Here is a 23,195-nt window from a genome sequence, read left to right as displayed (position 1 = left end):
ATGACCGAGGATGGTGGGCATGCTCGCGAGACGGATCGCCGCCGTGGTGGCCGCCGTGGTGGCCGGCGCCGGTGCCGCCGCCGCGTCCGCGGTGTCCGCGTCCGCCGCCGTCGCCGCGCCCGCACCCCGGCTCGCCGCGCCCGGCGTCCGGACGATGGCGCCGGGCGCACCCGTCGTGCGCAACCTGCCCGCCGCCTTCCGCCTGCCGCCGGGCAGCCGCGTCACCGACCTTTCCGACCGCGCGTCCGGCGCCTCGTTCACGCTGGCCGATCCGGGTCCCGAGGCGGTCCTCTCCTTCTATCGCGACAGCCTGCCCCGAGCCGCCTTCACCATCGTCGCCGACCGCGTCACCGACGGCACGACGAGCCTCGCCTTCCGGGACGACGCCGGCTGGGCCGGCGCCATCTTCGCCACCCCGCAGCGCGTCACCGTGGCGGTCAGGCGCTCCTGACCGCCACCGTCAGCCGGATCACGCTCTGGTCCAGTCCCGGCGGCTTGGTGGTGAGGGCAGCCCAGGCCGCGTCGAGGGCGTCGGGCCGGCTGGGTGCCGGGAGGAGGGTGGCCGTCGTCAGCAGCAGCCGGGCTCGCTCTCCCGCGTCGGGCACCGACAAGGCCGCGGCCAGGGTGGCTTCGGCGACGCCAGGGCGGTCGAGATGGGGGCAAGGCCGGCCTAGGCATGTGCGCGGATGCCGGCGTCGTGGATCCTCTTCGCGGCGTGCGGGATGCGATCGTGGCGCGACGGGGCGAGGTCGGCGGCGCTCGGGCCGGCGCAGCCACCGGGCGTGAGCAGAACGACCGCGCTGAATGTGACTCGGCGTGAGATCATGCGGGCACTGTGGGCACCGGGAGCAACCGCGGTGGGCGGGACGTGGCATGCTGCCTGTGAGCGACGACGGAGGGGGCAGCCGGTGACCGACGGATCCGAGGCGACCGCTCACGAGCGCAAGCCGGACTTCCCGTATCCGTACAACCAGGATCTGACGGGCATCGTCACGCGCGTCAAGGGCATCAAGGAGTCGACCCGCGCGGCGCTGGTCAACTCGCCGAAGGTGGCGTCCTATCTCAAGGCGGGCGCCAACCTCGTCGAACAGAACCTCGGCGCCTGGGACTGGACGATGGCGACGAGCGACAAGCAGTACTGGTCGGGGCTGCGCTTCCTGACCGAGCGCGCGCTGTCACGGGAGATGGAGCAGCTCGAGCCGCCGTTCCTGCGGCAGCGCGGGCTGGGACCCTATCGGGCGACCTGGGCCAGTCACGACGACTACCTGAACGACCTGCTCACGTTCCTGTTCCACGCGATGAACTACGACCCGCAGTACAACGCGAGCCTGGAGACCCGCGGCTGGCTCGACGACGAGGAAAGCTTCGTCGACGCGATCGACCGGGCGACCTATGCGGAGCTGCAGGCCATCTGCCGGATGCCGCTCTTCCGGCTGCAGCTCATCATGGTCGCGACGGCCGACCGCAACGACGGCATCCACACGGTGATCGCGAACAGCTACGAGGGTGCGCTGGGACCCTGGAAGAAGATCTACGAATCCACGTTCGCCTCGCGGGGATTCCAGCTGCGGCCCGGAGTGACCCTCGACCAGCTCGCCATGATGCTGGCCGCGGTGACCGAGGGCTTCGCCGTCCACCACCTGGGTGACCCGAACGCGGGGATCGCCGGGGACGAGGATCGCGGCAATCTGCTCGGGATGGCGGTGCTGGGGATTCTCAACAGCTATCTCGAGCCGGTGGCCGAGCGTGACGGGCAGTCGTTGCGCGATCGGTTCCGGGAGGCGGCTGAGCACGCTCGCAAGCGATGAGCGTCGGCTTCTTCGGCCGGCGTTTCGGTTGGCGCGCGTTTGGTTGGCGCGCGTTCGCTCGGCCGGTCTTTTGGCTGGCGCGCGTTCGGCTGGCGCGCGTTTGGCTGGTGCGCGTTTGGCTGGTGCGCGTTTGGCTGGTGCGCGTTTGGCCGGTGCGCGTTTGGCCGGCCGGCGTTTTGGTCAGCCGAGGGCCAGGCGGAGGAGGGCGGTTGTGACGACGCCGGCGACGACGGCCAGGAGCATCGGCGCCCGGAGGAGGTAGGCGGCGACCGCGGCGGCCAGTCCCGCCAGGACGGTGGCGTCGAAGTCGGCCCAGCGGCGGCCGAGGACCTCGACGACCACGAGCGCGGCCAGCAGAGTGGGCGCGAGCAGGGCGAGGATGCCCGTGCTCCACTTCGGGAGCTCGCGCTCGCCCAGGGCGGCCGGGCCGATGCCCTTGATCAGGAAGCTACCGGCCGCGACGGCCGCGATGGCGATCCAGAGGCTCATGATTGATCGCTCGCTTTCCAGGGGCTCATGAGCGATCGCTCGCTTCTCGGGGGGCTCATGACTGATCGCTCGCTTCCCGAAGGCTCATGATTGATCGCTCGTTTCGCTCAGAGGACGGGCGCGCAGTCCGAGCAGGGCGCCGACCGTCGCGGCGAGCAGGGCGACGCCGGCGGGTGCCCACCAGAGGAGCAGGGCGGCGACGCCGGCGCCCACCGCGGCGGACAGGTAGCCGGAGCGGGCCGACCGGAGCTCACCGATCAGGAGCAGGACGAAGAAGGCGGGGAAGGCCACATCGAGCCCGAGGTCGTGCACGAGATCGCCGGGCGGCGCGGCGAAGGCGCCGATCGCCGTGCCCGCCACCCACGCCGGCCACTGGGGCACCGTGGCGCCGAAGAGCCGGTAGCGGTCGAAGCGGCCGTGACCGGTGTGCGCGGCGACGAAGGAGGCGTCCACCACGGCCTGGCCCTGGAGCGCACGGCGCATCCGGCCGCCGGTGAGGCTCGGGCCGAGGGCCAGGCCCATGGGCAGGAAGCGGCCGTTGATCAGCAGGGCGGCCGCGATCGCGGGCAGCGTCGCGCCGCCGCCGGCCAGGGCCGCGAGCAGCGCGAACTGGGCCGAGCCGGAGAAGATCACCACCGAGGCGACGATCGTGGCGGGCACGCTCCAGCCCTGCTCCTGCGCCGCGGCGCCGAAGGTCAGGGCCAGGACGAAGCTCGCTGCCGCCAGGCCGGTCCCGACCCGGACGCCGTCGAGGAAGCGGCGGCGGGGGGACGGCTCCGCTTGCACGTCTCGCTCATGTCGCACAGGGATCACATGCGCGTTTGGACGCTGTCTGCACGTGTTCGTCATACCGCACAGGCAGCGCACGCGCACGGCGGGCGCGTGCGCGGCTCGGTCGGGGACCGGGACCGCGCAGGCAGCACACGCGCACGGCGAGCCCGTCGCGGCTCGGTCGCGGGCCGGGACCGCGCAGGCAGCATGCGCGCACGGCGGGCGCGTGCGCGGCTCGGTCGGCGGCCGCGAACACGCAGGCAGCGCACGCGCGCGGCGAATACGTCGCGGCTCAGTCGGAGGTCGCGACCGCGCAGGCCACGCATGCGCACGGTGAGCCCGTCGCGGCCCAGTCGGGGGCCAGGACGGCCATGACGGTCGCGTCGACCCGGCCGTCCGGGGTGCGGAGGGCGTCGCGGAGCGTTCCTTCCGCCACGAAGCCGGCCTTCTCGTAGACGTGGCGGGCGCGCGGGTTGAACGCGTAGACCCACAGGGAGATGCGGTGGAGGCCGAGGTGCTGGAAGGCGTACGCGAGGAGCAGCCGGACCGCCTCCGTGCCGAGGCCGCGGTCCCGGCCGTCCGGTCCGATCAGGATGCGGAAGTTGCACGACTGGTTGGGGCGGTCGAGCTCGTTGAGGACGACCTCGCCGACCCACGCGCCGGTCGCCCGGTCGACGACGGCGAGGTCGAGGCGGTCGTCCTGTTCGTGACGGGTGCTGTACCAGTCGCGGAGCCGGTGCTCGTCGAACTCGGCCACGGGGCTGCCGGTCAGGCGCACGACCTCCGGGTCCTGCAACGCCCGGACGATCGCCGGATGGTCGCCGGGCGCGAAGGGGCGTAGCGAAACGCGCAATCCGTTCAGTGTCGGTTTGATCGCGGAGCTCACCGCGTCACGGTAGGCGACAACTCCCCGGCGACGGGATCCATTTTCGGCAGCCGAGGCCGCACCGGGCGTGAGGTCGTCGGGTGCGAGGCCGCCGGGCCTGAGGTCGTCGGGTGCGAGGCCGCCGGCTGAAGGGTCACCGGCGAGGGCCCGCCGGGCTGAAGGCCGCCGGCTGAGGGGCCGCCGGCTGAATGGTCACCGGCGCGGGCCTGCCGGGCTGAAGGCCGCCGACTGAGGGGCCGCCTGGTGCGGCGCCGGGTGAGCAGCCGCCGGGCGAGAGACAGGGCGGGCCGGCGCCGGCTGAGGGGCGGGACGCGCGGACGGGCGCGACAGCACGAGCCGCCCCGTGCGCACGGCCACCACGGCCCAGGCGGCGACCAGGGCCGCGTACAGCAGCAGGGAAAGGACCGTGAGCAGCGGCGAGCCGGACCGGACCGCCAGGCCGCTCGCCCCCGTCACCACCGTGCCCACCGGGAACGTGAAGCTCCACCACGTCAGCGAGAAGGGCAGCCCGGCCCGCGCGGTCCGCACGGTCACCGCGGCGGCCAGCGCCGCCCAGAACAAAGCGAAACCCAGCACGGGTACGCCATAGAGCAGCGCGAAGACCTGCGCCCCGGTGGCGTAGGGATCGGGCAGGACGCCGGGCGCCGCCTTGCCGAGCAGGTGGAACGCGGTGACCGACTGGCCGAGCGGTCCCAGCACGATCCACAGTGTCGGGACGGTGGCCGCCGGGCCGACCCGGTGGCGGATCAGGCGCGCCCAGATCTGGGTGAGCACCACGAACGCCGCGATCAGGCTCACGCCGGCCAATGCGTAGCACGCCAGCAGCAGGTCCCGGCCGTCCGGCACGTGCGGCACCAGCAGCGCGCCCGTGGCCGCGGAGACCATCGGCGGCACGACGGGCATGAGCCAGCCGCCGAACGCGTCGCCGCCGGTCGCGGGGCGGTGGACCATCATCCGGTACGGGACGGCGACGGCGACGATCAGGCCGGCGACCGTGCCGGCGGTCCAGAGGACGAGGTCGACGGCTACGGCGGCGGGCGTGCCGATCCAGTCCCGGCCGAGCAGCAGCGTGCCGGCGCCGACCGTGAGCAGGGCCATCGGCGGCGCGCCCCAGAAGTGCAGCAGCACCGGGTCGTCGCGGTGTCCCAGGCCGCGCCGGACGGAGGCGACCACGACCGCCACGAGCACGATCGCGGCCAGCGCCCACACCACCGTGGCGACCGGCCGGAGCCCGGGCACCGTCACGGGCAGGGACGCGGCGGCGGTGGCCACGATGCCCGTGCCCATGACGGAGGCGTACCAGTTCGGCGTGATCATGGATCCAGGCTCGCCCCCACCGGCGTGATCCGGTAGGCGGTGATCACCGCTGAGGTCATAAGCTGGCGTTATGCCTCTGCCCCCGTTGGTCGCCGACCTGACCGGCTTCGACCTGCTGCTCAGCGTCGCCCGGCTCGGCAGCGTGGGCCGCGCCGCCACCGAGCACCGCGTCTCCCAGCCGGCTGCGAGCGCCAAGCTGCGCGAGCTGGAGCGGCGCCTCGGGCTGACCCTGCTGCACCGTACGCCCAGGGGGTCGACCCTGACCGGGACCGGCGCGCTGGTCGCCGACTGGGCCCGCACCGCCGTCGACGCCGCGGACGCCCTCGCCACCGGCGTCGCCGCCCTGCGCGTCACCCACGAGAGCCGTCTCGCCGTGGCCGCCAGCCAGACCGTCGCCGAGTATCTCCTGCCCCCGTGGCTCGTGGCCCTCCGTGCCGCCCACCCCGGCCTGACCGTCACCCTCCAGGCCGCCAACTCCGCCGACGTGGCCGCCGCGGTGCTCGCCGGGCGGGTCGAGCTGGGTTTCGTCGAGGGTCCCGACCAGCCCGCCGGCCTGCACGCGGAGACCGTCGCCACGGACCGGCTCGCCGTGGTGGTCGCCCCGGGTCACCCCTGGGCCCGGCGCCGCTCGGTGGCGGCGGCCGAGCTGGCCGCCACGCCGCTCGTGTCGCGGGAGGCCGGGTCGGGGACGCGCCGGGCGTACGAGGAGGCTCTGGGGTTGGCGCAGGCCGCACCCCTGCTGGAGCTGTCGTCGACGACGGCGATCAAGCACGCGGTGGCGGCCGGGTCGGGGGCGGCGGTGCTGAGTTCGCTCGCGGTGACGGCCGAGCTGGCGGCGGGGACGCTGGTCGCCGTGCCGACGGGGGTGGCGTTGCAGCGGCGGCTGCGCGCGGTGTGGAAGGCGGGCGATCAGCTCACCGGCCCGGCGCGGGACCTCTACGCGATCGCCCGCCGTCACCGATAGGTCGAAGGATCCACCAGGGCCATGAGCGGGATCCGGCGCGACGTCTTCGTCTGGTACTCGGCGAAGTTCGGCATCGCCGCGGTGACCCGGGCCCAGGTCTGCTCGTAGTCGTCGCCGAGGATCTCGACGGCCTTGACCGAGCGGCTCTCGGCCCCGACCTCGATCGTCGCCTCGGGGCGGGCCTTGAGGTTGTGGTACCAGGCCGGATTGTCCGGGGCGCCGCCCTTGGAGGCCACGACGACCAGGCGCTCGCCGTCGTCGAAGTAGGCGAGGGGACTCACCCGCTCGGCTCCGCTGCGGGCGCCGACGTGGTGCAGCAGCAGGAGCCGGTCGCCGAAGTGCGCGACGCCCTTGCCGCCCTTGGCCCGGAACTCGTCGATGATCTGCGCGTTGAAGTCGCGGTAGGGGCTGCTCACATGGTCATCCTAGGTGGCGCGGCGCTCGAGGAACTCGTAGACGTCCTGGGCATCCACGCCCGGGAAGGTGCCCGGGGGCAGGGCGGCCAGCAGGTGGGAGTGCACCCGGGCGCTCGGCCAGCTCTGGCCCGACCAGCGGTCCACCAGGCCGGCCGGCGGGCGGCGGCAGCAGGACGGGTCGGGGCAGCGGGAGACCGTACGCCGGGTGGTGTCGCCGCCGCGGAACCAGCGGGCGTGCTCGTACGGGGTGCCGACCGTCACGGAGAACTCGCCCGAGCGGGTCGACTCGACGTGGACCGTGCACCAGTACGTCCCGCCGACGGTGTCGGTGAACTGGTAGAAGGACGAGTACGGGTCGGTGGCCTGGAAGACGGTGCGGGAGGCCCAGTGGCGGCAGACCGGCTGGCCCTCGATCGCGCCGGTGACGTCGGCCGGGAAGCGGACGTTGTCGTTCTCGTACGCCTTGTATACCGTCCCGCTCTCGTGGACCCGGACGAAGTGGACCGGGATCCCGAAGTGGTGGGTCGCCAGGTTGGTGAAGCGGTGGGCGGCGGTCTCGTAGGAGACGCCGAAGGCGTCGCGCAGGTCGTCGATGGCGAGGGCACGGTCGGCGCGGGCGGCCCGCAGGAACTGCACGGCGAACTTCTCGGGCATGAGCAGCGCCGCGGCGAAATAGTTGGCCTCGACCCGCTGGCGCAGGAAGTCGCCGTAGTCGGCCGGGTCGTTGTGGCCCAGCACGAAGTGGCCGAGCGTCTGCAGGACGACCGCGCGCGGGTCGTGGCCCTTGTTGCTGGCCACCTGGGGCAGATAGATCCGGTTGTGGCGCAGGTCCGTGACCGAGCGGGTGGATCCCGGCAGGTCCGGCACGTAGTGCAGCGTGAAGCCCAGGTGCGCCGCGATGTCGAGGATGCCGCGCTGCGACAGCGGGCCGGTCGTGTGCTTAACCGACTGCAGCACCGTCGCCGCCGCCTGCTCGATGTCGGCGAAGTAGTTGTCGCGTTCGCGCATCTGCTCGCGCAACTGCTGGTTGGCCCGGCGGGCGACCTCCGGCGTCGCGCTCTGCTCGCGCAGCAGGCGGCCGAGCTCGCGGTGCAGCCCGATCAATGACTCCAACGCGTCCGACGGCAGCCGCCGTCCGGGCCGCACGACCGGCAGGCCCAGCGCCGCGTAGGCGGGTTCCCGCTGGAAATGGGCCAGGTCGATCTCCAGCTTGGCGCGCCGGCTCGGCGCTTCCGGGCGCAGAAGATCTTGCATTTGTACGCCCAGAGCCCCCGCAATCGCCTGCAGCACGCCGATCTTCGGCTCCCGCTTGCCGTTCTCGATCAGCGACAGCTGCGACGGCGCCCGGCCGACCACGGCACTGAGCTGCTCCAACGTCATGTTCTTGGCGCGCCGCAGATGCCGCAGCCGCTGGCCGAGGGTCACGAGGTCGACGTCGGGGGAAGCCGTCATGCCTTTTGACGCTAACAGAAGAACGTCGATTCTTCTGCTCACAAATGCCTTCAGCGCACCCGGGCCGACCAGCGAACGTGAAGCCAGGCAACGCACGCAACGGAAGGCGGGACGATGACTGATCAGCTGACCGACGTCAGGGGCGGTACCGCCGCGGACCTCACCCGAGCCTGGGCCGGCGATCCCCGATGGCTGGGCGTCACGCGCGACTACACGGCGGCCGACGTCGTGCGGCTGCGCGGGACCCTGCAGGAGCGGCACACCCTCGCCGAGCGGGGCGCCCGCCGGCTCTGGGAGCTGCTGCACGACACCGACTACGTCAACGCCCTCGGCGCGCTGACCGGCAACCAGGCCGTGCAGCAGGTCCGCGCCGGGCTCAAGGCGATCTACCTCTCCGGCTGGCAGGTCGCCGCGGATGCGAACCTGTCCGGCCAGACCTATCCGGACCAGAGTTTGTATCCCGCCAACTCGGTTCCCGCCGTGGTGCGCCGGATCAACAACGCGCTGCTGCGCGCCGACCAGATCGACACGGCCGCCGGACGGTACGAGCGGGACTGGTTCGCCCCGATCGTGGCCGACGCGGAGGCGGGGTTCGGCGGGCCGCTCAACGCGTACGAGCTGATGCGGGCCATGATCGCCGCCGGCGCCGCGGGGGTGCACTGGGAGGACCAGCTGGCCAGCGAGAAGAAGTGCGGTCACCTGGGCGGCAAGGTGCTCGTGCCGACCGGTCAGCACATCCGCACGCTCAACGCCGCCCGGCTGGCCGCGGACGTGTCCGGCGTGCCGAGCATCGTCATCGCCCGCACCGACGCGCTGGCCGCCGACCTGCTCACCACGGACGTCGACGAGCGGGACCGGCCGTTCCTGACCGGCGAGCGGACGGCCGAGGGGTTCTTCCGCGTGCGCAGCGGACCTTCCGCGGCGATCGCGCGCGGGGTCGCGTACGCGGAGTATGCGGATCTGCTCTGGGTGGAGACAGGAACGCCGGATCTGGATTTCGCGCGCTCGTTCGCGGATGCGATCCACCGGGAGCATCCGGACAAGCTGCTCGCCTACAACTGCTCGCCGTCGTTCAACTGGCGGCGCAACCTGGACGACGCCACGATCGCCCGGTTCCAGAAAGAACTCGGCGCGATGGGATACAAGTTCCAGTTCGTGACGCTGGCCGGCTTCCACGCGCTCAACCATTCGATGTTCGAGCTGGCCCGGGGGTACGCGACCGACGGCATGAGCGCCTACGTCAAGTTGCAGGAGGCGGAGTTCGCCGCCGAGAGCGACGGCTACACGGCGACCCGGCATCAGGCCGAGGTCGGCACCGGCTACTTCGACGCGGTGTCCACGGCCCTCAATCCGCACAGCTCGACCACCGCCCTCACGGGCTCGACCGAGGCGGAGCAGTTCTGATGGAACCCGTGACCGTGGCCCCCTCGGACTACGACGACATCCTGACGCCTGAGGCCATCGGCTTCATCGTGGCCCTGGACCGCGAGTTCGGGGCCCGGCGCGTGCAGCTGCTCGACCGCCGCCGGCGCCGCCGCACCACCCGAACGTCAGAAATGGACTTCCTCCCGGAGACCGCACACATCCGCAACGACACGTCGTGGACGGTGGCTCCGCCCGCCGAGGACCTGATGGACCGGCGCGTCGAGATCACCGGCCCGCCCGAGCGCAAGATGACGATCAACGCGCTCAACTCGGGCGCCAAGGTCTGGATGGCCGACTTCGAGGACGCGACCGCGCCGACGTGGGACAACATCCTCAGCGGCCAGCGGAACCTGCGCGACGCGCTGGACGGCACGCTCGGCTTCACAGCGGCGGACGGCCGGGAGTACGAGGTCGGCACCACCCTACCGACGATCATGGTGCGGCCGCGGGGCTGGCACCTGCCCGAGTGTCACGTGCGCATCGGCGGGCGGGCGGTGTCGGCGTCGCTGGTCGACTTCGGCCTGTACCTGTTCCACTGCGGACAACGGCAGATCGAGCGGGGGAGCGGGCCGTACTTCTATCTGCCGAAGCTGGAGAGCCATCTCGAGGCGCGGCTCTGGAACGACGTGTTCGTCAGCGCCCAGCGCCTGCTCGGGATCCCGCGCGGGACGATCCGGGCGACGGTCCTCGTCGAGACGCTGCCCGCGGCCTTCGAGATGGAGGAGATCCTCTGGGAGCTGCGCGAGCACTCCGCGGGGCTGAACGCCGGCCGCTGGGACTACCTGTTCAGCATGATCAAGAACCGGCCGGACGTGGTGCTGCCCGAACGGTCACAGCTGACGATGACCGCGCCGTTCATGCGGGCGTACACGGAACTGCTCGTGCGGACCGCGCACCGCCGCGGCGCCCACGCGATCGGCGGCATGGCCGCCGTGATCCCCAGCCGGGATCCCGTGGCGGGCCGCCGGGCTCTCCACCAGGTCCGCCAGGACAAACGGCGCGAGGTCGGCGACGGCTTCGACGGCAGCTGGGTGGCGCACCCCGCGCTGGTCGAGACCTGCCGCGAGGTGTTCGACCAGTGGCTCGGCTTCGAGCCGAACCAGATCGTCCGGCAGCGCGAGGACGTCCGGGTGACCGCGGCGGACCTGCTCGACGTGCGGCCGGGCGGGGTCGAGGTCACCGAGGTCGCCCTGCGCACCAGCGCGAGCGTGGCCCTCCGGTACGTCGCGGCGTGGCTGGGCGGCCGCGGTGCGGTGGCCCTCGGGGGACTCATGGAGGACGCGGCGACCGCCGAGATCTGCCGCACCCAGCTGTGGCAGTGGATCCACCGCGGGACGCCGACCGACTACGGCGTCCCGGTGACCGCCGGTCTCGTGCACCGGATGCTGCGCGAGGAGCTGGACGTCCTCGCGGAGACCGGCGCGCTCGACGAGGAGTCCGCGCGCTGCTTCGGCCAGGCCCGGACGCTGCTGTCCGTGCTGCTCACCGAGCGGGTCTGCCCCGAGTTCCTCACGTTGCCCGCCTACCTGCGGCACATGACCGGATCGAAGCCCGCGGAAAGCCCGGTGATCGCGGCCTGACCTGCGATGATCTTGCGGCCCGGCGGTGGTGCACCGCCGGGCCGTGACCGTTTCGGCGGCGCCCGTGCCCGGCTCGGCGGGGCGGGGAAAAGATCTTGGAACGACCGGCGCTGACAGGTGCGATGCTGGGGCGGTCACAGCTCCGCAACCAGGAGGTCACACCGATGTCACCGCTGAACGACCGCACCCTCGCCGCCCTCGCCGGGGGCGTGACCGTCCCGGCGTACGACCGGGGGCAGTTGCGGACGGGGATCGTGCACTTCGGCGTCGGCGGGTTCCATCGCGCCCACGAGGCCATGTACCTCGACCGCCTGATGAGCGAGGGCAAGGCGCTGGACTGGGCGATCTGCGGGGTGGGCGTGATGCCGGCCGACGCGCGCATGCGGGACGCGCTGACCGCCCAGGACGGGCTCTACACGCTGGTCGTCAAGGCGCCCGACGGCACGTGGACGCCGCAGGTGATCGGCTCGATCAAGGAGTACCTCTACGCCCCGGACGACCCCGAGGCCGTCATCGAGAAGATGGCATCCGAGGAGGTGCGGATCGTATCCCTGACGGTCACCGAGGGCGGCTACAACTTCAACGCCGTCACGGGCGACTTCGTCGCGGACAACCCTGACATCGCGTACGACCTGACCGCCGGGAACGCGCCGAGGACGCACTTCGGGCTCATCACCGAGGCCCTCGCCCGCCGCCGTGACCGGGGCCTGCCGCCCTTCACGATCATGAGTTGCGACAACATCCAGGGCAACGGGCATGTGGCCCGGCGCGGGTTCGTCGCCTTCGCCACGCTCCGGGATCCGGACCTGGGCAAGTGGGTCGAGGAGCACGTCGCCTTCCCCAACAGCATGGTCGACCGGATCACCCCCGTCACCACCGACGAGGACCGCGCCCACGTCAAGGAGCGCTTCGGCATCGACGACGCCTGGCCGGTCGTGTGCGAGCCGTTCACCCAGTGGGCGCTCGAGGACGCGTTCCCGCTCGGGCGGCCGCCCTTCGAGGACGCCGGCGTGCAGGTCGTGCCCGAGGTCGAGCCCTACGAGCTGATGAAGCTGCGCCTGCTCAACGCGAGCCACCAAGCGCTGTGCTACTTCGCCTACCTGTCCGGCTACCGGCTGGTCCACGACGCCGCGCAGGATCCGCTGTTCGCGGACTTCCTCCTCGCGTACATGGATCGCGAAGCCACCCCGACGCTCGCACCCGTGCCCGGGGTGGATCTGACCGCCTACAAGCACCAGCTGATCGAGCGCTTCTCCAACGCCCAGGTACGCGACACCGTGGCCCGCCTGTGCGCGGAAAGCTCGGATCGGATCCCGAAGTGGCTGCTCCCGGTCATCCGCTGGAACCTGGAGAACGGCGGCGAGATCGTGCGCGCCACGGCCGTGGTCGCCTCGTGGGCCCGTTACGCCGAGGGCACCGACGAGCAGGGGCACCCGATCGAGGTCGTCGACCGGCTGCGCGACTCGCTCGTGCCGCTCGCCCGGTCGCAGCGTGAGGATCCACTCGCGTTCGTCCGCAACCGCGAACTCTTCGGGGATCTGAGCGACAACGAGCGTTTCGTCTCCACGTACAAGACGGTGCTCGCCTCGCTGCACAGCAAGGGCGCCCGCGCGACCCTCGAGGACCTGGCGGCCGACGCCTAGCGTTTCTTGCGGACGGGCCCGCCCCGGCCGGGATCGCCGCGACTGCGGCCGGGCCCGTTCGGGGCGGGCGTCGCGCTGCCCGCCTCCTGTCGCCGCGGCCGGCGCGCGGCCACGCTATATCGAAAAACTTCGTTGCGTCTCTTTACTGTTAATAAGGTTTATCTTATTTTGGGCGTACGGCCCGCGGAACATCCCCCATCGGCTCCGCGGACCCGTCCCGGGCGGGCCGGGTTCCCCCAGCCCGGCCTGCCGTCCCCCTCTCCCCCCAGGAGTGGCACATGCGACGCCGTATCGCTCTTCCCCTGCTCAGCGCCGCCGCGATCACCGGATCCCTGTTCGTCGCCGTCGCGCCGGCGTCGGCCCACGGCTACATCTCGTCGCCGCCCAGCCGCCAGGCGAACTGCGCCAGCGGCGCGGTGTCCAACTGCGGCGACATTGTGTACGAACCGCAGAGTGTCGAGGCCCCGAAGGGCTCGATGCAATGCAACGGCGGCGGCAGCCGGTTCGCCGTCCTCAACGACACCAGCCGCGCCTGGCCCGCCGCCTCGGTCGGGCAGACGGTCACCTTCAACTGGGTGCTGACCGCCCGGCACTCCACCTCCACGTGGGAGTACTTCATCGGCAACACGCGGCTCGCGTCGTTCAACGACGGCGGCGCCCAGCCCGGCGCCACGAAGTCGCACACCGTGAGCATGGGCGGCTTCACCGGCCGGCAGACCGTGCTCGCCCGCTGGAACATCGCCGACACGGTCAACGCCTTCTACGCCTGCGTCGACCTGAACATCGGCGGTGGCGGCGGCACGCCCCCGCCCACGACGCCGCCTCCGACCACGCCGCCCCCGACCACGCCCCCGCCCACCACGCCGCCGCCGGCGACCGGGGGCACCTGGGCCGCGGGCACCGCGTACGTGCCGGGGAGCACCGTCACGTACGGCGGGGTCACGTACCGGTGCCGGCAGGCGCACACCGCGCTGGCCGGGTGGGAGCCGCCGAACGTGCCGGCGCTGTGGGAACGCGCCTGATCGTCGCGCTGCTCCTGGTGCTGGCCGGGTGCGGTCGGCCCGCGGCTCCGGTATCCAACGCGACCGACGTGATGTACCTGCAGATGGCCCTGGAGTACGCGCGCCAGGGTCAGCAGGTCGTCACGCCGGCCGCGGACCGGGCGGCCGACCCGGGGGTACGCGCGATCGCCGGGGAGCTTCGTGATCAATGGTCCGCCGACGCCGGGACGATGGAACGGTGGCTGCTCGGCTGGGAGCAGCCCCTGGTGGCGGCCTCGCACGTGGGCCACGGCGACGTGCACTCGCTGCGCGCTTCGGACATCGCGGAGCTGACGGCGGCGCGGGGTGCGGATTTCGACCGTACGGCCGTCAGCTTGCTGCTCGGGCACCTGCACAACTGCGTCGAGGTGGCGCGGATGGAAGCGACCGGCGGCACGTACCCGCCCGCCAAGGCTCTCGCCGAGCAGTCCGTGACCGCGTACCAGTCGACGATCCAGCGCCTCCTGGCGCTCGCGGCTGCGGGTTGAAGCTTCAAACTCACAGTACGATGTCAGCGTGAGCGCCGAACCCGCCGACCCGCCCCGCTGGCTGACCACCGCCGAACTCTCGGCCTGGCTGCCCGTGGGTGGCCTGCTCCTGCGCCTGCCCGCCGCCCTCGACGCGCAGATGCAGCGTGACTCGGGGCTCAGCCACTTCGAGTACCTCGTCCTGGCCAACCTCTCCGAGGCGCCGGACCGCACCCGCCGGATGAGCGCCCTCGCCGCGCTGGCCAACGGCTCGCTCTCCCGGCTCTCCCACGTGGTCAAGCGGCTCGAGGGCAAGGGCTGGGTCGAGCGCCGCGCGTGCCCGGACGACGGCCGCTACACGAACGCGGTGCTCACCGACGCGGGCTGGGAGAAGGTGCTGGACAGCGCCCCCGGGCACGTCGAGGCGGTACGGACGCTCGTGCTCGACGCCCTGTCGCCGGAGGAGTTCGCCCGGTTCGGCGACATGGCCCGGCGCATCCTGGCCCGCCTGGACTCCGCGGACCTGGGTTGACGCCGGGGCTTTTGATTGCGCCCACTGCCCGGTTGCACCGCTCGTGGCTCGCCGCGCGCGACGACTGGGGGAGGGGCGTGCACCAGCCGGGGTCGGGGCTCTTCCGCTCCGACGACGTCGACAGCCCGGACGGCTTCGCCGCGTGGGTGCGCCGGCTGCTGCGGTCGTCCGACCCCGGGATTCCGCCGGCGCCGGGGTGGGTCCATTGCACGTACTGGTGGATCGCGGCCGGGGACGAGGTGCTGGGGAGCATCGCGCTGCGGCACACCTTGACCGATGAGCTGCTGGAGGTCGGGGGACATGTCGGGTACGGGGTGCGGCCGGCGGCGCGGGGGCGGGGGCTTGCGGCGCGGGCGGTGGCGGGGGTGCTGCCGTACGCGGGGCGGTTGGGTCTTGATCGGGTGCTGATCACGTGTGACGAGGACAATGTCCCGTCCCGCCGCACGATTGAGCGGTGCGGCGGGGTGCTGGAAGATGTTCGGGCGATTCGGGGTCACGGGCCGGTGCGGCGGTATTGGGTCAAGGTGCCTGTGTCTTGACGCTTCGGCGTTTCCGGCTCGGCGTTACTCGGCTCGGCGCTTCCGGTCCTTCTGGTTCGGCGCTTGCGGTGCCGCGCTTCTGCTCCGGGGCTTCTGGTTCGGCGTTCCGGGTTCGGCGCTTTCACGTCACGGGCTGAACGCTTTGACGGTGCGGCCGTTCGTCACGTAGAGGCGGCCGCCGGCGGCGACGACGTGGTCGGTGGCGGAGCCGAAGGTGCGGACGGTGACTCCGGTGGTGGGGGCGAGGACGAGGAGTGATCGGCGGCTGGTCACGTACAGCAGGCCGCCGGCGCGCACCGGATGGCTGGGCGTCCGCAGCGCCCGCGTCCACAGCAACCGCCCCCGCGCGGCGTCGTAGACATTGACCCGCCCGGCGGACGCGACGAACACCCGCCGCCCGTCCGTGGCCAGCTCCCCGGTCTCACCCCGCACCGTCCACACTGTCCGCCCGGTGTCCTGATCGAGCGCGCGCAGCCCGGCCTTTCCGGTCGCATACCACTGCCGCCGTACGGGATCCGCGGCGCTGACCTCGTACCGGATCCCGGTGCTCCACCGCCCCCGCCCGCTCGCCGCCTCCGCCACACTGGTCAGCTCCCGCGACGTCGAACTGAGCAGCACGAGCCCGTCCCGGCTCGCCGCCGGCCCCGCGAGCACCACCCCACTCCGGCTCCACATGCGCTGCCCATCACTCAACCGCCACCCCGCCACCTGGTACGCCTCGTCGCCCACGCACATGTCGCAATGCCCGGACGTGACAACGGTCGGCCCGGAAACGACGAAAAGATCTGTCGTGTACGCCCACAAGCTGTCCCACCGAAGCGCCCCGGTCCGCGCATCAAGCGCAATGACGTTGCTGTCATCACCGCTCGGCGACGAACACGCGACATCGGACACGACAACGGTGTCCCCGGCCATCGCCAGCCCCGTGGCCTCGAGCTGCCCGACCTGCGAACTCCACAACTGCGCCCCGGTCCGAGTGTCGAAAGCGGCAACCTGATTCCCGGACGGCTCCAGCACCACCATCCGCCCCCCGGCCACAATCGGAGCAACCGGCGCCAGCGGACACCCGTCCCCAGCCCCCCGCGGCGTCACCGCCCACCTCGTCCGAAGCCGCCGAACACTGTCCGAGTTGATGACCGACTCACCTGGGTTGTAAAAGGTGTGCCCCGCCCCGTACCCGTCCTGCCCCCACCTCTCCACCAACCCAGCGGCCCGACCCCCATCAAGTCCCCGCCCGCGCGTCACGCCGAGTTCGCTCCCGCGCATTGCGTAGTGCCCACTTTCGCGCGTTGCGTCATGCGCACTTTCGCGCGTTGCGTCATGCGCACTTGCGCGCGTTGCGTAGTGCTCACTTTCGCGCGTTGCGTCATGCGCACTTGCGCGCGTTGCGTCATGCGCACTTGCGCGCGTCGCATCGAGCCTCAGCGGGCGGGTCGTGTCGAGCTCGTTCGCGCGCGATGCGTCGCGCCCACTTGCTCGCTTTTCGCTGTGTCCCTCCACACCTGAGCGCGTTCGGCTGTGTCTTCCGATGCCTGCGCGCGTTCCGCTGTGCCCGTCCGCGCGTGTGCTCGTTTCGCCTCGGGCATGGTCGTGCGTGAGCGTTTCGTCCAGCGCGTTTGCGCGCGACTCCCCGGCGGCGCGGGTCATCGCTTCCGCACTCGCGCGTGCTCCGTCGTGCGCCTGTGCGCGAATGCCGGCGGCGATGCGCGTTTCGGCGTTCGCGGGCGCACGTGTTCCGCCATGCGGTTGCGCGAACGATCGCGCGCTCATGGGCGCCTGCGCGTTCGGCGCCATGGCGGGAGCGAGCAGAATCAGCGCGGCCATCGCGAGGCCGCTTCGTGTGAGGTGCATGGCGCGATCGTCAGGTGCCGCGCGCCCGCCGGGGTCGCTTCGCGGGACATTCCCCCTGCCGTGGGGTCGCGCCGAGGCCAGAGCCGGAGCCGGGGCCAAAGCGGAGGTGCGGTGAGCGGCGCACGTCGGCGGCACGGCGGCACGGCGCGGCACGGCGCGGCAGGGCACCGCACGGCGCGGCAGGGCGCGGCGCCGCACGGCACGGCGCGGCGCCGCACGGCACGGCGCGGCGCGGCGCCGCACGGCGCGGCACGGCGCGGCACGGCGCGGCACTGCACGGCGCGGCACTGCACGGCGCGGCACCGCACGGCGCGGCACCGCACGGCGGGGCGGGGCGGGGCGGGGCGGGGCGGGGCGGCCGCATGGTGGAGCGGCGGGCAGACTTGCGGCATGGCGGAGGCGGAGCGGGGCGAGGTCTGGTGGTCGACGGCGGACGAGATGTGGCCGGTGGTGCTGGTCTCGGGATCCGCGGCGGGCGAGTTTCTGGCCATGCAGCTCGTTGCGGCGGCCACGGAGGAGCAGAAACGTGGGTCCGTGCTGTTGACTCCGGAAGAGGCGGCCCACGTTGAGGCGGCCCGCGCAGAAGCGGCTGGCGTTGAGGCGGCCCATGCAGAGGCGGCCCATGCTGGGGCGACCCATGCTGAGGCGGATGCGGGTCCTGGCCGTGTCAGGGGAGATGCGCGGCCGGCCAGAGCCGGGGAACATACGGCTCCGGTGGGTGTCGAGGTGCCGGTCGGGTTCGAGGGCGGGGCCGGCGTGGTGCGGGTGGCGTTGCCGACTTCGGAACGGATCTTCTGCACGTGGCAGATCACCCTCACCGCCGGCGACCTGACTCGGCGGGCCGGCGTGGTGGCGGACGAGACGATGAGGCGGCTCGAGCTGGCGCTGCGGCTGGCCGGGATTCTTCCGGCGGTTTGATTGGGGGCTGCGGCCGGCCGGCAACTTGCCCGCGGCGGTAGCGAGGCTGCGGTTGGTCGGGAAGGTGCGGCGGCGTGAGTGGGGGTGCAGCTGGTAGAGGAGGTTGCGGCGGTCAGAAGACTCGGATGACGACGGCTGTTGCGTTGTCGGCGCCGGTGGGGAGGGTGGCGGCGAGGAGGGCTTCGGTGGCTGGGGCGGGGTCTTCGGTGAGGAGTTCGGCCAGGCGCTCGTAGGGCACCTGGTCGGCGATGCCGTCCGTACACAGCAGATAGGTGTCGCCGGGGCGGAGGGTCGCGGCGAGGATGTCCGGTTCCGGGGCGCGCGAGTGGCCGGCATAGCGGGTGAGCTGGTAGCGCGCCCGGTGGCCCTGGGGCGAGTCGGGGGTGAACCAGCCGTTCTGGACGCCGATCCAGGCCATGGTGTGGTCGGTGGTCAGCTGTTCGAGCAGGTTGTCGCGCAGCCGATAGGCCCGGGAGTCGCCCAGGTGCACCAGCCACGCCACCGACGGGCCGGCCACGAAGGCGGTCAGCGTGCATCCGGTCAGGTGGCCGGGGAGGTCGCGGCCCGCCGCCAGGACAGCTTGCTGCACGTGAGCCACCGCGGCCAGCAACGTGGCTGCACCGTCCGGATCCGCACCGGCTGAAGTGGGATCCGAGCCGCCCGGCGGGGGAGACAGGGTGGCGACGAAGGTGTCCACCGCGGTGCGTCCGGCGGCTGTGCTGCCCGGGCCGTCGCCCATGCCGTCGGCCACCACGGCGAGCGGGCGGGCGGCGTCCAGGTGCAGGACGTCGTAGTTCTCGCGGTACCGGTTGCCCACGATGCTGCCCGCGGCCGCCACCACCCGGCGGGCGCCCACCTGCCACTGCGCCGTGTCGATCGCCATGGCGCCAGCCTAGAGCGGGCCCGCCGCCTCCCGGCCGCCGGTGGCCCGGAGCGAGCCCGGCCGCCGGTGACCCCGCCGAGGCGACAACACCATGACCAGCGACGACACCCGCGCCGGCGCGAACGGGATCGACGGTCGGCATTGGATTCGCAACGCCCGGCATGCGGGCGTCCCCGTGTGGCGGCCCGTTGTGCTCTAGCATTCCGCGCCGTGCTTGGAGACCAGCAGATCGAGGCGCTCAGCGCCGCGGCCCGCGCGGGAAACACCGTCGCGTTCCGCTTCGGCGTCGCCCCGCTCTGGGTGGCCGTGGAGGATGCGGATCCCATGGAGGCCGCGGCCGTACTCGAAAGGGTCCTCGGGTTCTTCGCCGCGGTGCCGCTGAGCGCGACCGGGCAGCTGGCCGTGCTCGCCGTCGGGATGGTCGAACGCGGCGCCCCGCACGAGCCCGTCGCCGAGGTCGTGTCCGGGGCGCTGGCGCGGCTGGTGCCCGCGGCGGCCGGGTTCGCGGCGGCGTGGCGGACGGCAGCCGGGCGGTGGGCGCGGCTGCCGGATCCCACCGAGGGCCCCGGCGCGTACGACGATGCCTTCGCCCGCCTGTCCCGCGGCCGCCCGTGGCTGCGGCGTCCCGGGCTGCCCGTGGCGCGGGCGATCGAGCTGGCCGACGGGTGGTTCGCGCTGACCGGCTGGGTGGGGCCGGCCATGAACCTGCTGCGCCTGCCGGGAGTGTTGCCGGACTTCCCCCGCCGCGCGGAGCTGGCCGCGGCGACGGAGGACCTCCGGCAGCATCGGAACGATCTTGATGACCTGACGAGCCTGCTCAGTCCACCCCGAGCGCCGCAACCGGGCTGACCTTCGCCGCCCGCCGCGCCGGAAGCACCCCCGCCAGCGCGGTCAGCCCGGCCAAAGCCACGAGCACGGCCGCCAGCTGCCACACCGGCAACGCCAGCGGGGCGCCCACGCCGAACGCCTTCACCGCCAGCCACGCGTACGGCACCCCGAGCAGCAGCCCCAGCACAGCGCCCACAATGCCGTACAAGCCGGCCTCGGTGGTCATCATCGTGCGCAACCCGCTGCGGGACAGCCCGACCGCGCGCAGCAGTCCGGACTCGCGGACCCGTTCGACGACCGACAGCGCGGTCGTGGTGCCGACGCCGACCACGGCGATCGCCACGGTGAGCCCGATCAGGCCGATGACCACGGCGAGCAGGTTGTTCACGACCGAGTTGATCTCGTCGCGCTGGTCGGCCAGGACGGTGGTGCCGAAGCCCGGCTGCCCCTGCACGACCTGCTTCAAGGCCTGCAATCCCGCCGTACGCCCGGATTCCCCGCTCGCCGCCGCATCCGCGAGCAGCCCGGAGTAGTCCGCCGGAGCCCCCAGCTTCGTCAGGTCCGCGGGCGCCATGAGCACGCCGGCCTGCAGCGGCCCCGAGTCCGGCAGCGTGGCGGCCACCTGGACCTGCACCCGGCGCGAGCCCGCGGTCAGCGTCGTCGTGTCGCCGGTGCGCAGACCCGTGGTGTCGCTCAGGTATCCGGAAAGTGCCACCTTGCCCGGCCCGACGTCCGCCAGGGATCCACTCGCCTCGCGCACCTTCGCCAGCTCCGGCAGCGCCCGGGTGTCCAGGTCGACCGCGTCGGCCGCCAGGTCACCGAGCTTCAGATCGGGCAGCCGCCGGTACGGGGTGACGTGCGCGAGATCCGGGCTGGCCGCGGCCTGGTCGACGGCCGCCCGGCTGAGCCGCTCGTCGCCGGTCGCCGCGATCTCGAAGTCGGCCGGGGCGGACGTGGCGAGCTCCCGCTCGGCGAACTCGCGGAAGGACGCCCCGGTGACGACCACCCCGGCGATGAGCGTGACGCCCAGGGCGACCACGGTGGAGACCGCGGCGGCCCGGCGCGGGGCCCCGCCGACGCCCCCGACCGCGAGCCGGCCGACCGGGCCGAGGCGGCGCAGCGGCAGCCCGACGGCCGCGAGGACCGGCCGGATCAGCACCGGCCCGAGCGCCATGAGCGCCCCGAAGACCAGGCCACCGGACGCGACGGTCGCGAGCAGCGGGGTCTGCGGGTCGTAGTTCAGCGTGTCGCGGCCCGGGAGACTGCTGATCACGTACGCGGCCAGCGCCGCACCCGCCAGCGCCAGCAGGATGCCGACGGTGGCGCGGAACCAGCCGATGGTCCGGCGGCCCTGCGCCGTGCTGGAGGCCCGGAGCGCTTCGAGCGGGGCGACCCGGGCGGCGGAGAAGGCGGGCGCCAGGACGGCCAGCACGGTGATGCCGATCGCCAGCCCGACCACGCCCAGGGCGGGCAGCAGCGGGAAGCCGGGCGACGCCAGTTCGACGCCGGAGGCCCGGAGCGCCGGGGGCGCCAGCTGACCGAGGGCGAGCGCGGCGAGCACCCCGGCGACGCCGGTGACCAGGCCGGTCAGCGCGCCCTCGACGGCCAGGGCGCGGCGGATGGGACCCCGGCCGGCGCCGATCGCCCGCAGCAGCGCGAGTTGCCGCATCCGCTGGGCGAACACGATCCGGAACGTCGAGGCGGCGACGAGCCCGGCGGCGCCCACGGCGATGAGGATGAACAGCCCGACCGCCAGGAAGATGTCGTCGATGTCGCTGACCGCCCGGCGCGCCTCGGCGGTCCGGAAGTCGGCGCCGGTGAAGACCTGGGGACGGCTCATGCCCTCCTCGGGAGCGGGTCCGGCGGCGATGATCTGCTCGGCTGCCGCCCGTACGGCTGAAGGGTCTGCTCCTGGCGCCAGCACCAGCTCCACCTGGTTGAGGTCGGTGGTGCCCGCGAGGGCGGAGACGACGGACTGGGGGGCGTACGCGGCGCTGCCGTAGTCCTCCGGCGTGTCCACGATGCCGGTGACCGTCAGCTTCTTGGTCTTGGCCGGCTTGCCCTCGTCGGTCCACTCGGTGGTCATGGTGAGCGTCGTGCCGACGGGCATGCCCATCCGGTCGGCGGTCCGGGGCGTCACCGCGATTTCGCCGGTACGCGCGGGATACTTGCCTTCGCGCAGGCGGGACTTGGCGAGCGGTCCCGCGCCGGGGTCGGCGTCCACGGACAGGTAGTCGGTGCCGACCTGCCCGCCCGCCGACAACCGGCCCTCGGCCCCGGCGACCCCGGGCAGCGCCTTGAGCCGGGTGAAGTCCGCGCCCTTGATCACGACGCCGTCGTAGGTGGCCGGGTCGGCGCCGACGACCAGTCCGGCCGCGGCGGGCGTACCGGAGGCCTGGTCGAGCAGGGTCTTCTCGGTGATGTCGCGGGCCAGCACGGTCGCGTAGACGACGAACGACGCCACGAGCACGGCCAGGCCGGTCAGCAGCAGCCGCGACGGGCGCCGGGCCACGCCGGCGAGCTGGGTCCGCAGGACGCTCATCGCGGCGCCCCCAGCGTCTGCAGCGCGTCGGCGACCACGGCGCGGTCGGGGTTGTCGAGGTCGCCGGCGATGCGGCCGTCGGCGAGCAGGACCACGCGGTCGGCGTACGCGGCGGCGCCCGGGTCGTGGGTGACCATGACGACGGTCTGGCCGAACTCCCGCACCGAGTTGCGCAGGAAGCCCAGCACCTCCGCGCCGGAGCGGGAGTCGAGGTTGCCGGTCGGCTCGTCGGCGAAGACCACCTCGGGCTGCGACACCAGCGCCCGGGCCAGCGCGACCCGCTGCTGCTGACCGCCGGAGAGCTCGCTGGGCCGGTGCGCCAGCCGCCCGGTGATGCCCAGCACCCCGGCGAGCTGCGCGAGCAGGCCGGGGGCGGGCTTGCGGCCGGCCAGGTCGAGCGGCAGCGTGATGTTCTGCTCGGCGGTCAGCTGCGGCAGCAGGTTGAACGACTGGAAGACGAAGCCGATCCGCTCCCGCCGCACCTTGGTCAGCACCTTGTCGCTGAGCGCGGTGAGGTCCGTGCCGCCCAGCAGCGCGCGGCCGGAGGTGGCCGTGTCCAGCCCGGCCAGGCAGTGCATGAGCGTGGACTTGCCGGAGCCGGACGGGCCCATGATCGCGGTGAAGCGGGCGCGGGCGAAGCCGACGGTCACGCCGTCGAGGGCGTGCACGGCGGTGTCGCCGCTGCCGTAGACCTTGACGAGGTCGACGGCGGCGACGGCGGTGTGGCCGTTCTCCGGATGCATGTTCTGACTCCTGGGATGCGATGGGCCGGGGACGGGGCACACACTGGCGGAGAGCGGACACCACGCGCATCGGACCACGGACAGGGACCCGGCTCTTACTT

General features: G+C 72.9%; 25 protein-coding genes. 13 read left to right on the top strand and 12 right to left on the bottom strand.

The features are described 5' to 3' along the window. Positions 1-19 precede the first annotated feature (19 nt). The gene (locus RAN62_RS34000; protein WP_305788942.1) at positions 20-451 is read left to right on the top strand and encodes a hypothetical protein; all 432 of its coding nucleotides are present in this window, start codon (positions 20-22) and stop codon (positions 449-451) included. Here RAN62_RS34000 and RAN62_RS33995 read toward each other — a convergent pair. After that, positions 438-611 (bottom strand): hypothetical protein, encoded by a 174-nt coding sequence (locus RAN62_RS33995; protein WP_305788941.1) that lies wholly within the window; start codon positions 609-611, stop codon positions 438-440. The two genes, RAN62_RS34000 and RAN62_RS33995, sit on opposite strands and share 14 nt — an antisense overlap. A 59-nt stretch (positions 612-670) precedes the next feature. Beyond that, on the bottom strand, positions 671-826 hold the full coding sequence (locus RAN62_RS33990) for a hypothetical protein (RefSeq protein WP_305788940.1): 156 nt from the start codon (positions 824-826) through the stop codon (positions 671-673). A gap of 82 nt (positions 827-908) precedes the next feature. On the opposite strand from RAN62_RS33990, the gene RAN62_RS33985 reads away from it, so the two are divergent. Continuing rightward, positions 909-1,808 carry a hypothetical protein gene (locus RAN62_RS33985; RefSeq protein WP_305788939.1) on the top strand — a complete coding sequence of 300 codons (900 nt, stop codon included), beginning with the start codon at positions 909-911 and terminating at the stop codon, positions 1,806-1,808. After that, positions 1,747-2,070 (top strand): pentapeptide repeat-containing protein, encoded by a 324-nt coding sequence (locus RAN62_RS41295; RefSeq protein ID WP_369077227.1) that lies wholly within the window; start codon positions 1,747-1,749, stop codon positions 2,068-2,070. Before RAN62_RS33985 ends, RAN62_RS41295 begins: the two co-directional genes overlap by 62 nt. Here RAN62_RS41295 and RAN62_RS33980 read toward each other — a convergent pair. From RAN62_RS33980 to RAN62_RS33965, 4 genes are all read right to left on the bottom strand, one after another. Continuing rightward, positions 1,989-2,297: an AzlD domain-containing protein gene (locus tag RAN62_RS33980; RefSeq protein ID WP_305788938.1), complete on the bottom strand. Its 309-nt coding sequence runs from the start codon at positions 2,295-2,297 to the stop codon at positions 1,989-1,991. The two genes, RAN62_RS41295 and RAN62_RS33980, sit on opposite strands and share 82 nt — an antisense overlap. An 84-nt stretch (positions 2,298-2,381) precedes the next feature. Continuing rightward, the gene (locus RAN62_RS33975; RefSeq protein ID WP_305788937.1) at positions 2,382-3,083 is read right to left on the bottom strand and encodes an AzlC family ABC transporter permease; all 702 of its coding nucleotides are present in this window, start codon (positions 3,081-3,083) and stop codon (positions 2,382-2,384) included. Between the two features lie 277 nt (positions 3,084-3,360). Beyond that, on the bottom strand, positions 3,361-3,954 hold the full coding sequence (locus RAN62_RS33970) for a GNAT family N-acetyltransferase (RefSeq protein WP_305788936.1): 594 nt from the start codon (positions 3,952-3,954) through the stop codon (positions 3,361-3,363). A 192-nt stretch (positions 3,955-4,146) separates the two neighbouring features. Continuing rightward, positions 4,147-5,271: a TDT family transporter gene (locus RAN62_RS33965; RefSeq protein ID WP_305788935.1), complete on the bottom strand. Its 1,125-nt coding sequence runs from the start codon at positions 5,269-5,271 to the stop codon at positions 4,147-4,149. Positions 5,272-5,341: 70 nt separating this feature from the next. On the opposite strand from RAN62_RS33965, the gene RAN62_RS33960 reads away from it, so the two are divergent. Beyond that, complete coding sequence (locus RAN62_RS33960) at positions 5,342-6,235, top strand: LysR family transcriptional regulator (RefSeq protein ID WP_305788934.1); 894 nt, start codon at positions 5,342-5,344, stop codon at positions 6,233-6,235. Here RAN62_RS33960 and RAN62_RS33955 read toward each other — a convergent pair. Next, positions 6,226-6,651, bottom strand: a complete 426-nt coding sequence (locus tag RAN62_RS33955) for a nitroreductase/quinone reductase family protein (protein WP_305788933.1) — start codon at positions 6,649-6,651, stop codon at positions 6,226-6,228. The two genes, RAN62_RS33960 and RAN62_RS33955, sit on opposite strands and share 10 nt — an antisense overlap. Before the next feature lie 9 nt (positions 6,652-6,660). Further along, on the bottom strand, positions 6,661-8,103 hold the full coding sequence (locus RAN62_RS33950) for a helix-turn-helix domain-containing protein (protein ID WP_305788932.1): 1,443 nt from the start codon (positions 8,101-8,103) through the stop codon (positions 6,661-6,663). A gap of 114 nt (positions 8,104-8,217) precedes the next feature. Here RAN62_RS33950 and aceA point away from each other — a divergent pair, with 114 nt between their 5' ends. The 7 genes from aceA to RAN62_RS33915 all read left to right on the top strand — a co-directional run bounded on the left by aceA (position 8,218) and on the right by RAN62_RS33915 (position 15,329). Beyond that, positions 8,218-9,507, top strand: a complete 1,290-nt coding sequence (gene aceA, locus RAN62_RS33945; RefSeq protein WP_305788931.1) for an isocitrate lyase — start codon at positions 8,218-8,220, stop codon at positions 9,505-9,507. Next, positions 9,507-11,108 carry a malate synthase A gene (gene aceB / locus RAN62_RS33940; RefSeq protein ID WP_305788930.1) on the top strand — a complete coding sequence of 534 codons (1,602 nt, stop codon included), beginning with the start codon at positions 9,507-9,509 and terminating at the stop codon, positions 11,106-11,108. Before aceA ends, aceB begins: the two co-directional genes overlap by 1 nt. Before the next feature lie 164 nt (positions 11,109-11,272). Further along, the gene (locus tag RAN62_RS33935; protein WP_305788929.1) at positions 11,273-12,751 is read left to right on the top strand and encodes a mannitol dehydrogenase family protein; all 1,479 of its coding nucleotides are present in this window, start codon (positions 11,273-11,275) and stop codon (positions 12,749-12,751) included. 278 nt (positions 12,752-13,029) lie between these two features. After that, on the top strand, positions 13,030-13,773 hold the full coding sequence (locus RAN62_RS33930; RefSeq protein ID WP_305788928.1) for a lytic polysaccharide monooxygenase: 744 nt from the start codon (positions 13,030-13,032) through the stop codon (positions 13,771-13,773). Beyond that, complete coding sequence (locus tag RAN62_RS33925; RefSeq protein ID WP_305788927.1) at positions 13,758-14,279, top strand: DUF305 domain-containing protein; 522 nt, start codon at positions 13,758-13,760, stop codon at positions 14,277-14,279. Before RAN62_RS33930 ends, RAN62_RS33925 begins: the two co-directional genes overlap by 16 nt. A gap of 28 nt (positions 14,280-14,307) precedes the next feature. Beyond that, positions 14,308-14,790 carry a MarR family winged helix-turn-helix transcriptional regulator gene (locus tag RAN62_RS33920; protein WP_305788926.1) on the top strand — a complete coding sequence of 161 codons (483 nt, stop codon included), beginning with the start codon at positions 14,308-14,310 and terminating at the stop codon, positions 14,788-14,790. 32 nt (positions 14,791-14,822) lie between these two features. Then, positions 14,823-15,329: a GNAT family N-acetyltransferase gene (locus RAN62_RS33915; RefSeq protein ID WP_305788925.1), complete on the top strand. Its 507-nt coding sequence runs from the start codon at positions 14,823-14,825 to the stop codon at positions 15,327-15,329. A gap of 126 nt (positions 15,330-15,455) precedes the next feature. Here the strand turns inward: RAN62_RS33915 and RAN62_RS33910 are convergent, their stop codons facing one another. Next, complete coding sequence (locus RAN62_RS33910) at positions 15,456-16,595, bottom strand: outer membrane protein assembly factor BamB family protein (RefSeq protein ID WP_305789075.1); 1,140 nt, start codon at positions 16,593-16,595, stop codon at positions 15,456-15,458. Positions 16,596-17,570: 975 nt separating this feature from the next. On the opposite strand from RAN62_RS33910, the gene RAN62_RS33905 reads away from it, so the two are divergent. After that, on the top strand, positions 17,571-18,098 hold the full coding sequence (locus RAN62_RS33905; RefSeq protein WP_305788924.1) for a hypothetical protein: 528 nt from the start codon (positions 17,571-17,573) through the stop codon (positions 18,096-18,098). Between the two features lie 112 nt (positions 18,099-18,210). Here RAN62_RS33905 and RAN62_RS33900 read toward each other — a convergent pair whose 3' ends face one another. Next, complete coding sequence (locus RAN62_RS33900) at positions 18,211-18,981, bottom strand: PP2C family protein-serine/threonine phosphatase (protein WP_305788923.1); 771 nt, start codon at positions 18,979-18,981, stop codon at positions 18,211-18,213. Between the two features lie 210 nt (positions 18,982-19,191). Here RAN62_RS33900 and RAN62_RS33895 point away from each other — a divergent pair, with 210 nt between their 5' ends. After that, on the top strand, positions 19,192-19,830 hold the full coding sequence (locus RAN62_RS33895) for a hypothetical protein (RefSeq protein ID WP_305788922.1): 639 nt from the start codon (positions 19,192-19,194) through the stop codon (positions 19,828-19,830). Here the strand turns inward: RAN62_RS33895 and RAN62_RS33890 are convergent. Continuing rightward, complete coding sequence (locus tag RAN62_RS33890) at positions 19,799-22,351, bottom strand: ABC transporter permease (protein WP_305788921.1); 2,553 nt, start codon at positions 22,349-22,351, stop codon at positions 19,799-19,801. The two genes, RAN62_RS33895 and RAN62_RS33890, sit on opposite strands and share 32 nt — an antisense overlap. Beyond that, positions 22,348-23,094, bottom strand: a complete 747-nt coding sequence (locus RAN62_RS33885; protein WP_305788920.1) for an ABC transporter ATP-binding protein — start codon at positions 23,092-23,094, stop codon at positions 22,348-22,350. Before RAN62_RS33885 ends, RAN62_RS33890 begins: the two co-directional genes overlap by 4 nt. Positions 23,095-23,195 lie beyond the last annotated feature (101 nt).

Source organism: Symbioplanes lichenis (genome assembly GCF_030709675.1).
In the GTDB taxonomy this organism is placed as follows: Bacteria; Actinomycetota; Actinomycetes; order Mycobacteriales; family Micromonosporaceae; genus Actinoplanes; species Actinoplanes lichenis.
This window is presented reverse-complemented; position numbering and strand designations above follow the sequence as displayed.

What these genes read in the sequence shown, in the direction of transcription:
- RAN62_RS34000 (WP_305788942.1), top strand. Translation starts at nt 20, where the DNA reads ATGCTCGCGAGACGGATCGCCGCCGTGGTGGCCGCCGTGGTGGCCGGC.
- RAN62_RS33990 (WP_305788940.1), bottom strand. Translation starts at nt 826, where the DNA reads ATGATCTCACGCCGAGTCACATTCAGCGCGGTCGTTCTGCTCACGCCC.
- RAN62_RS33980 (WP_305788938.1), bottom strand. Translation starts at nt 2,297, where the DNA reads ATGAGCCTCTGGATCGCCATCGCGGCCGTCGCGGCCGGTAGCTTCCTG.
- RAN62_RS33965 (WP_305788935.1), bottom strand. Translation starts at nt 5,271, where the DNA reads ATGATCACGCCGAACTGGTACGCCTCCGTCATGGGCACGGGCATCGTG.
- RAN62_RS33960 (WP_305788934.1), top strand. Translation starts at nt 5,342, where the DNA reads ATGCCTCTGCCCCCGTTGGTCGCCGACCTGACCGGCTTCGACCTGCTG.
- RAN62_RS33950 (WP_305788932.1), bottom strand. Translation starts at nt 8,103, where the DNA reads ATGACGGCTTCCCCCGACGTCGACCTCGTGACCCTCGGCCAGCGGCTG.
- aceA (WP_305788931.1), top strand. Translation starts at nt 8,218, where the DNA reads ATGACTGATCAGCTGACCGACGTCAGGGGCGGTACCGCCGCGGACCTC.
- aceB (WP_305788930.1), top strand. Translation starts at nt 9,507, where the DNA reads ATGGAACCCGTGACCGTGGCCCCCTCGGACTACGACGACATCCTGACG.
- RAN62_RS33935 (WP_305788929.1), top strand. Translation starts at nt 11,273, where the DNA reads ATGTCACCGCTGAACGACCGCACCCTCGCCGCCCTCGCCGGGGGCGTG.
- RAN62_RS33930 (WP_305788928.1), top strand. Translation starts at nt 13,030, where the DNA reads ATGCGACGCCGTATCGCTCTTCCCCTGCTCAGCGCCGCCGCGATCACC.
- RAN62_RS33910 (WP_305789075.1), bottom strand. Translation starts at nt 16,595, where the DNA reads ATGCGCGGGAGCGAACTCGGCGTGACGCGCGGGCGGGGACTTGATGGG.
- RAN62_RS33905 (WP_305788924.1), top strand. Translation starts at nt 17,571, where the DNA reads ATGGCGGAGGCGGAGCGGGGCGAGGTCTGGTGGTCGACGGCGGACGAG.
- RAN62_RS33900 (WP_305788923.1), bottom strand. Translation starts at nt 18,981, where the DNA reads ATGGCGATCGACACGGCGCAGTGGCAGGTGGGCGCCCGCCGGGTGGTG.
- RAN62_RS33890 (WP_305788921.1), bottom strand. Translation starts at nt 22,351, where the DNA reads ATGAGCGTCCTGCGGACCCAGCTCGCCGGCGTGGCCCGGCGCCCGTCG.
- RAN62_RS33885 (WP_305788920.1), bottom strand. Translation starts at nt 23,094, where the DNA reads ATGCATCCGGAGAACGGCCACACCGCCGTCGCCGCCGTCGACCTCGTC.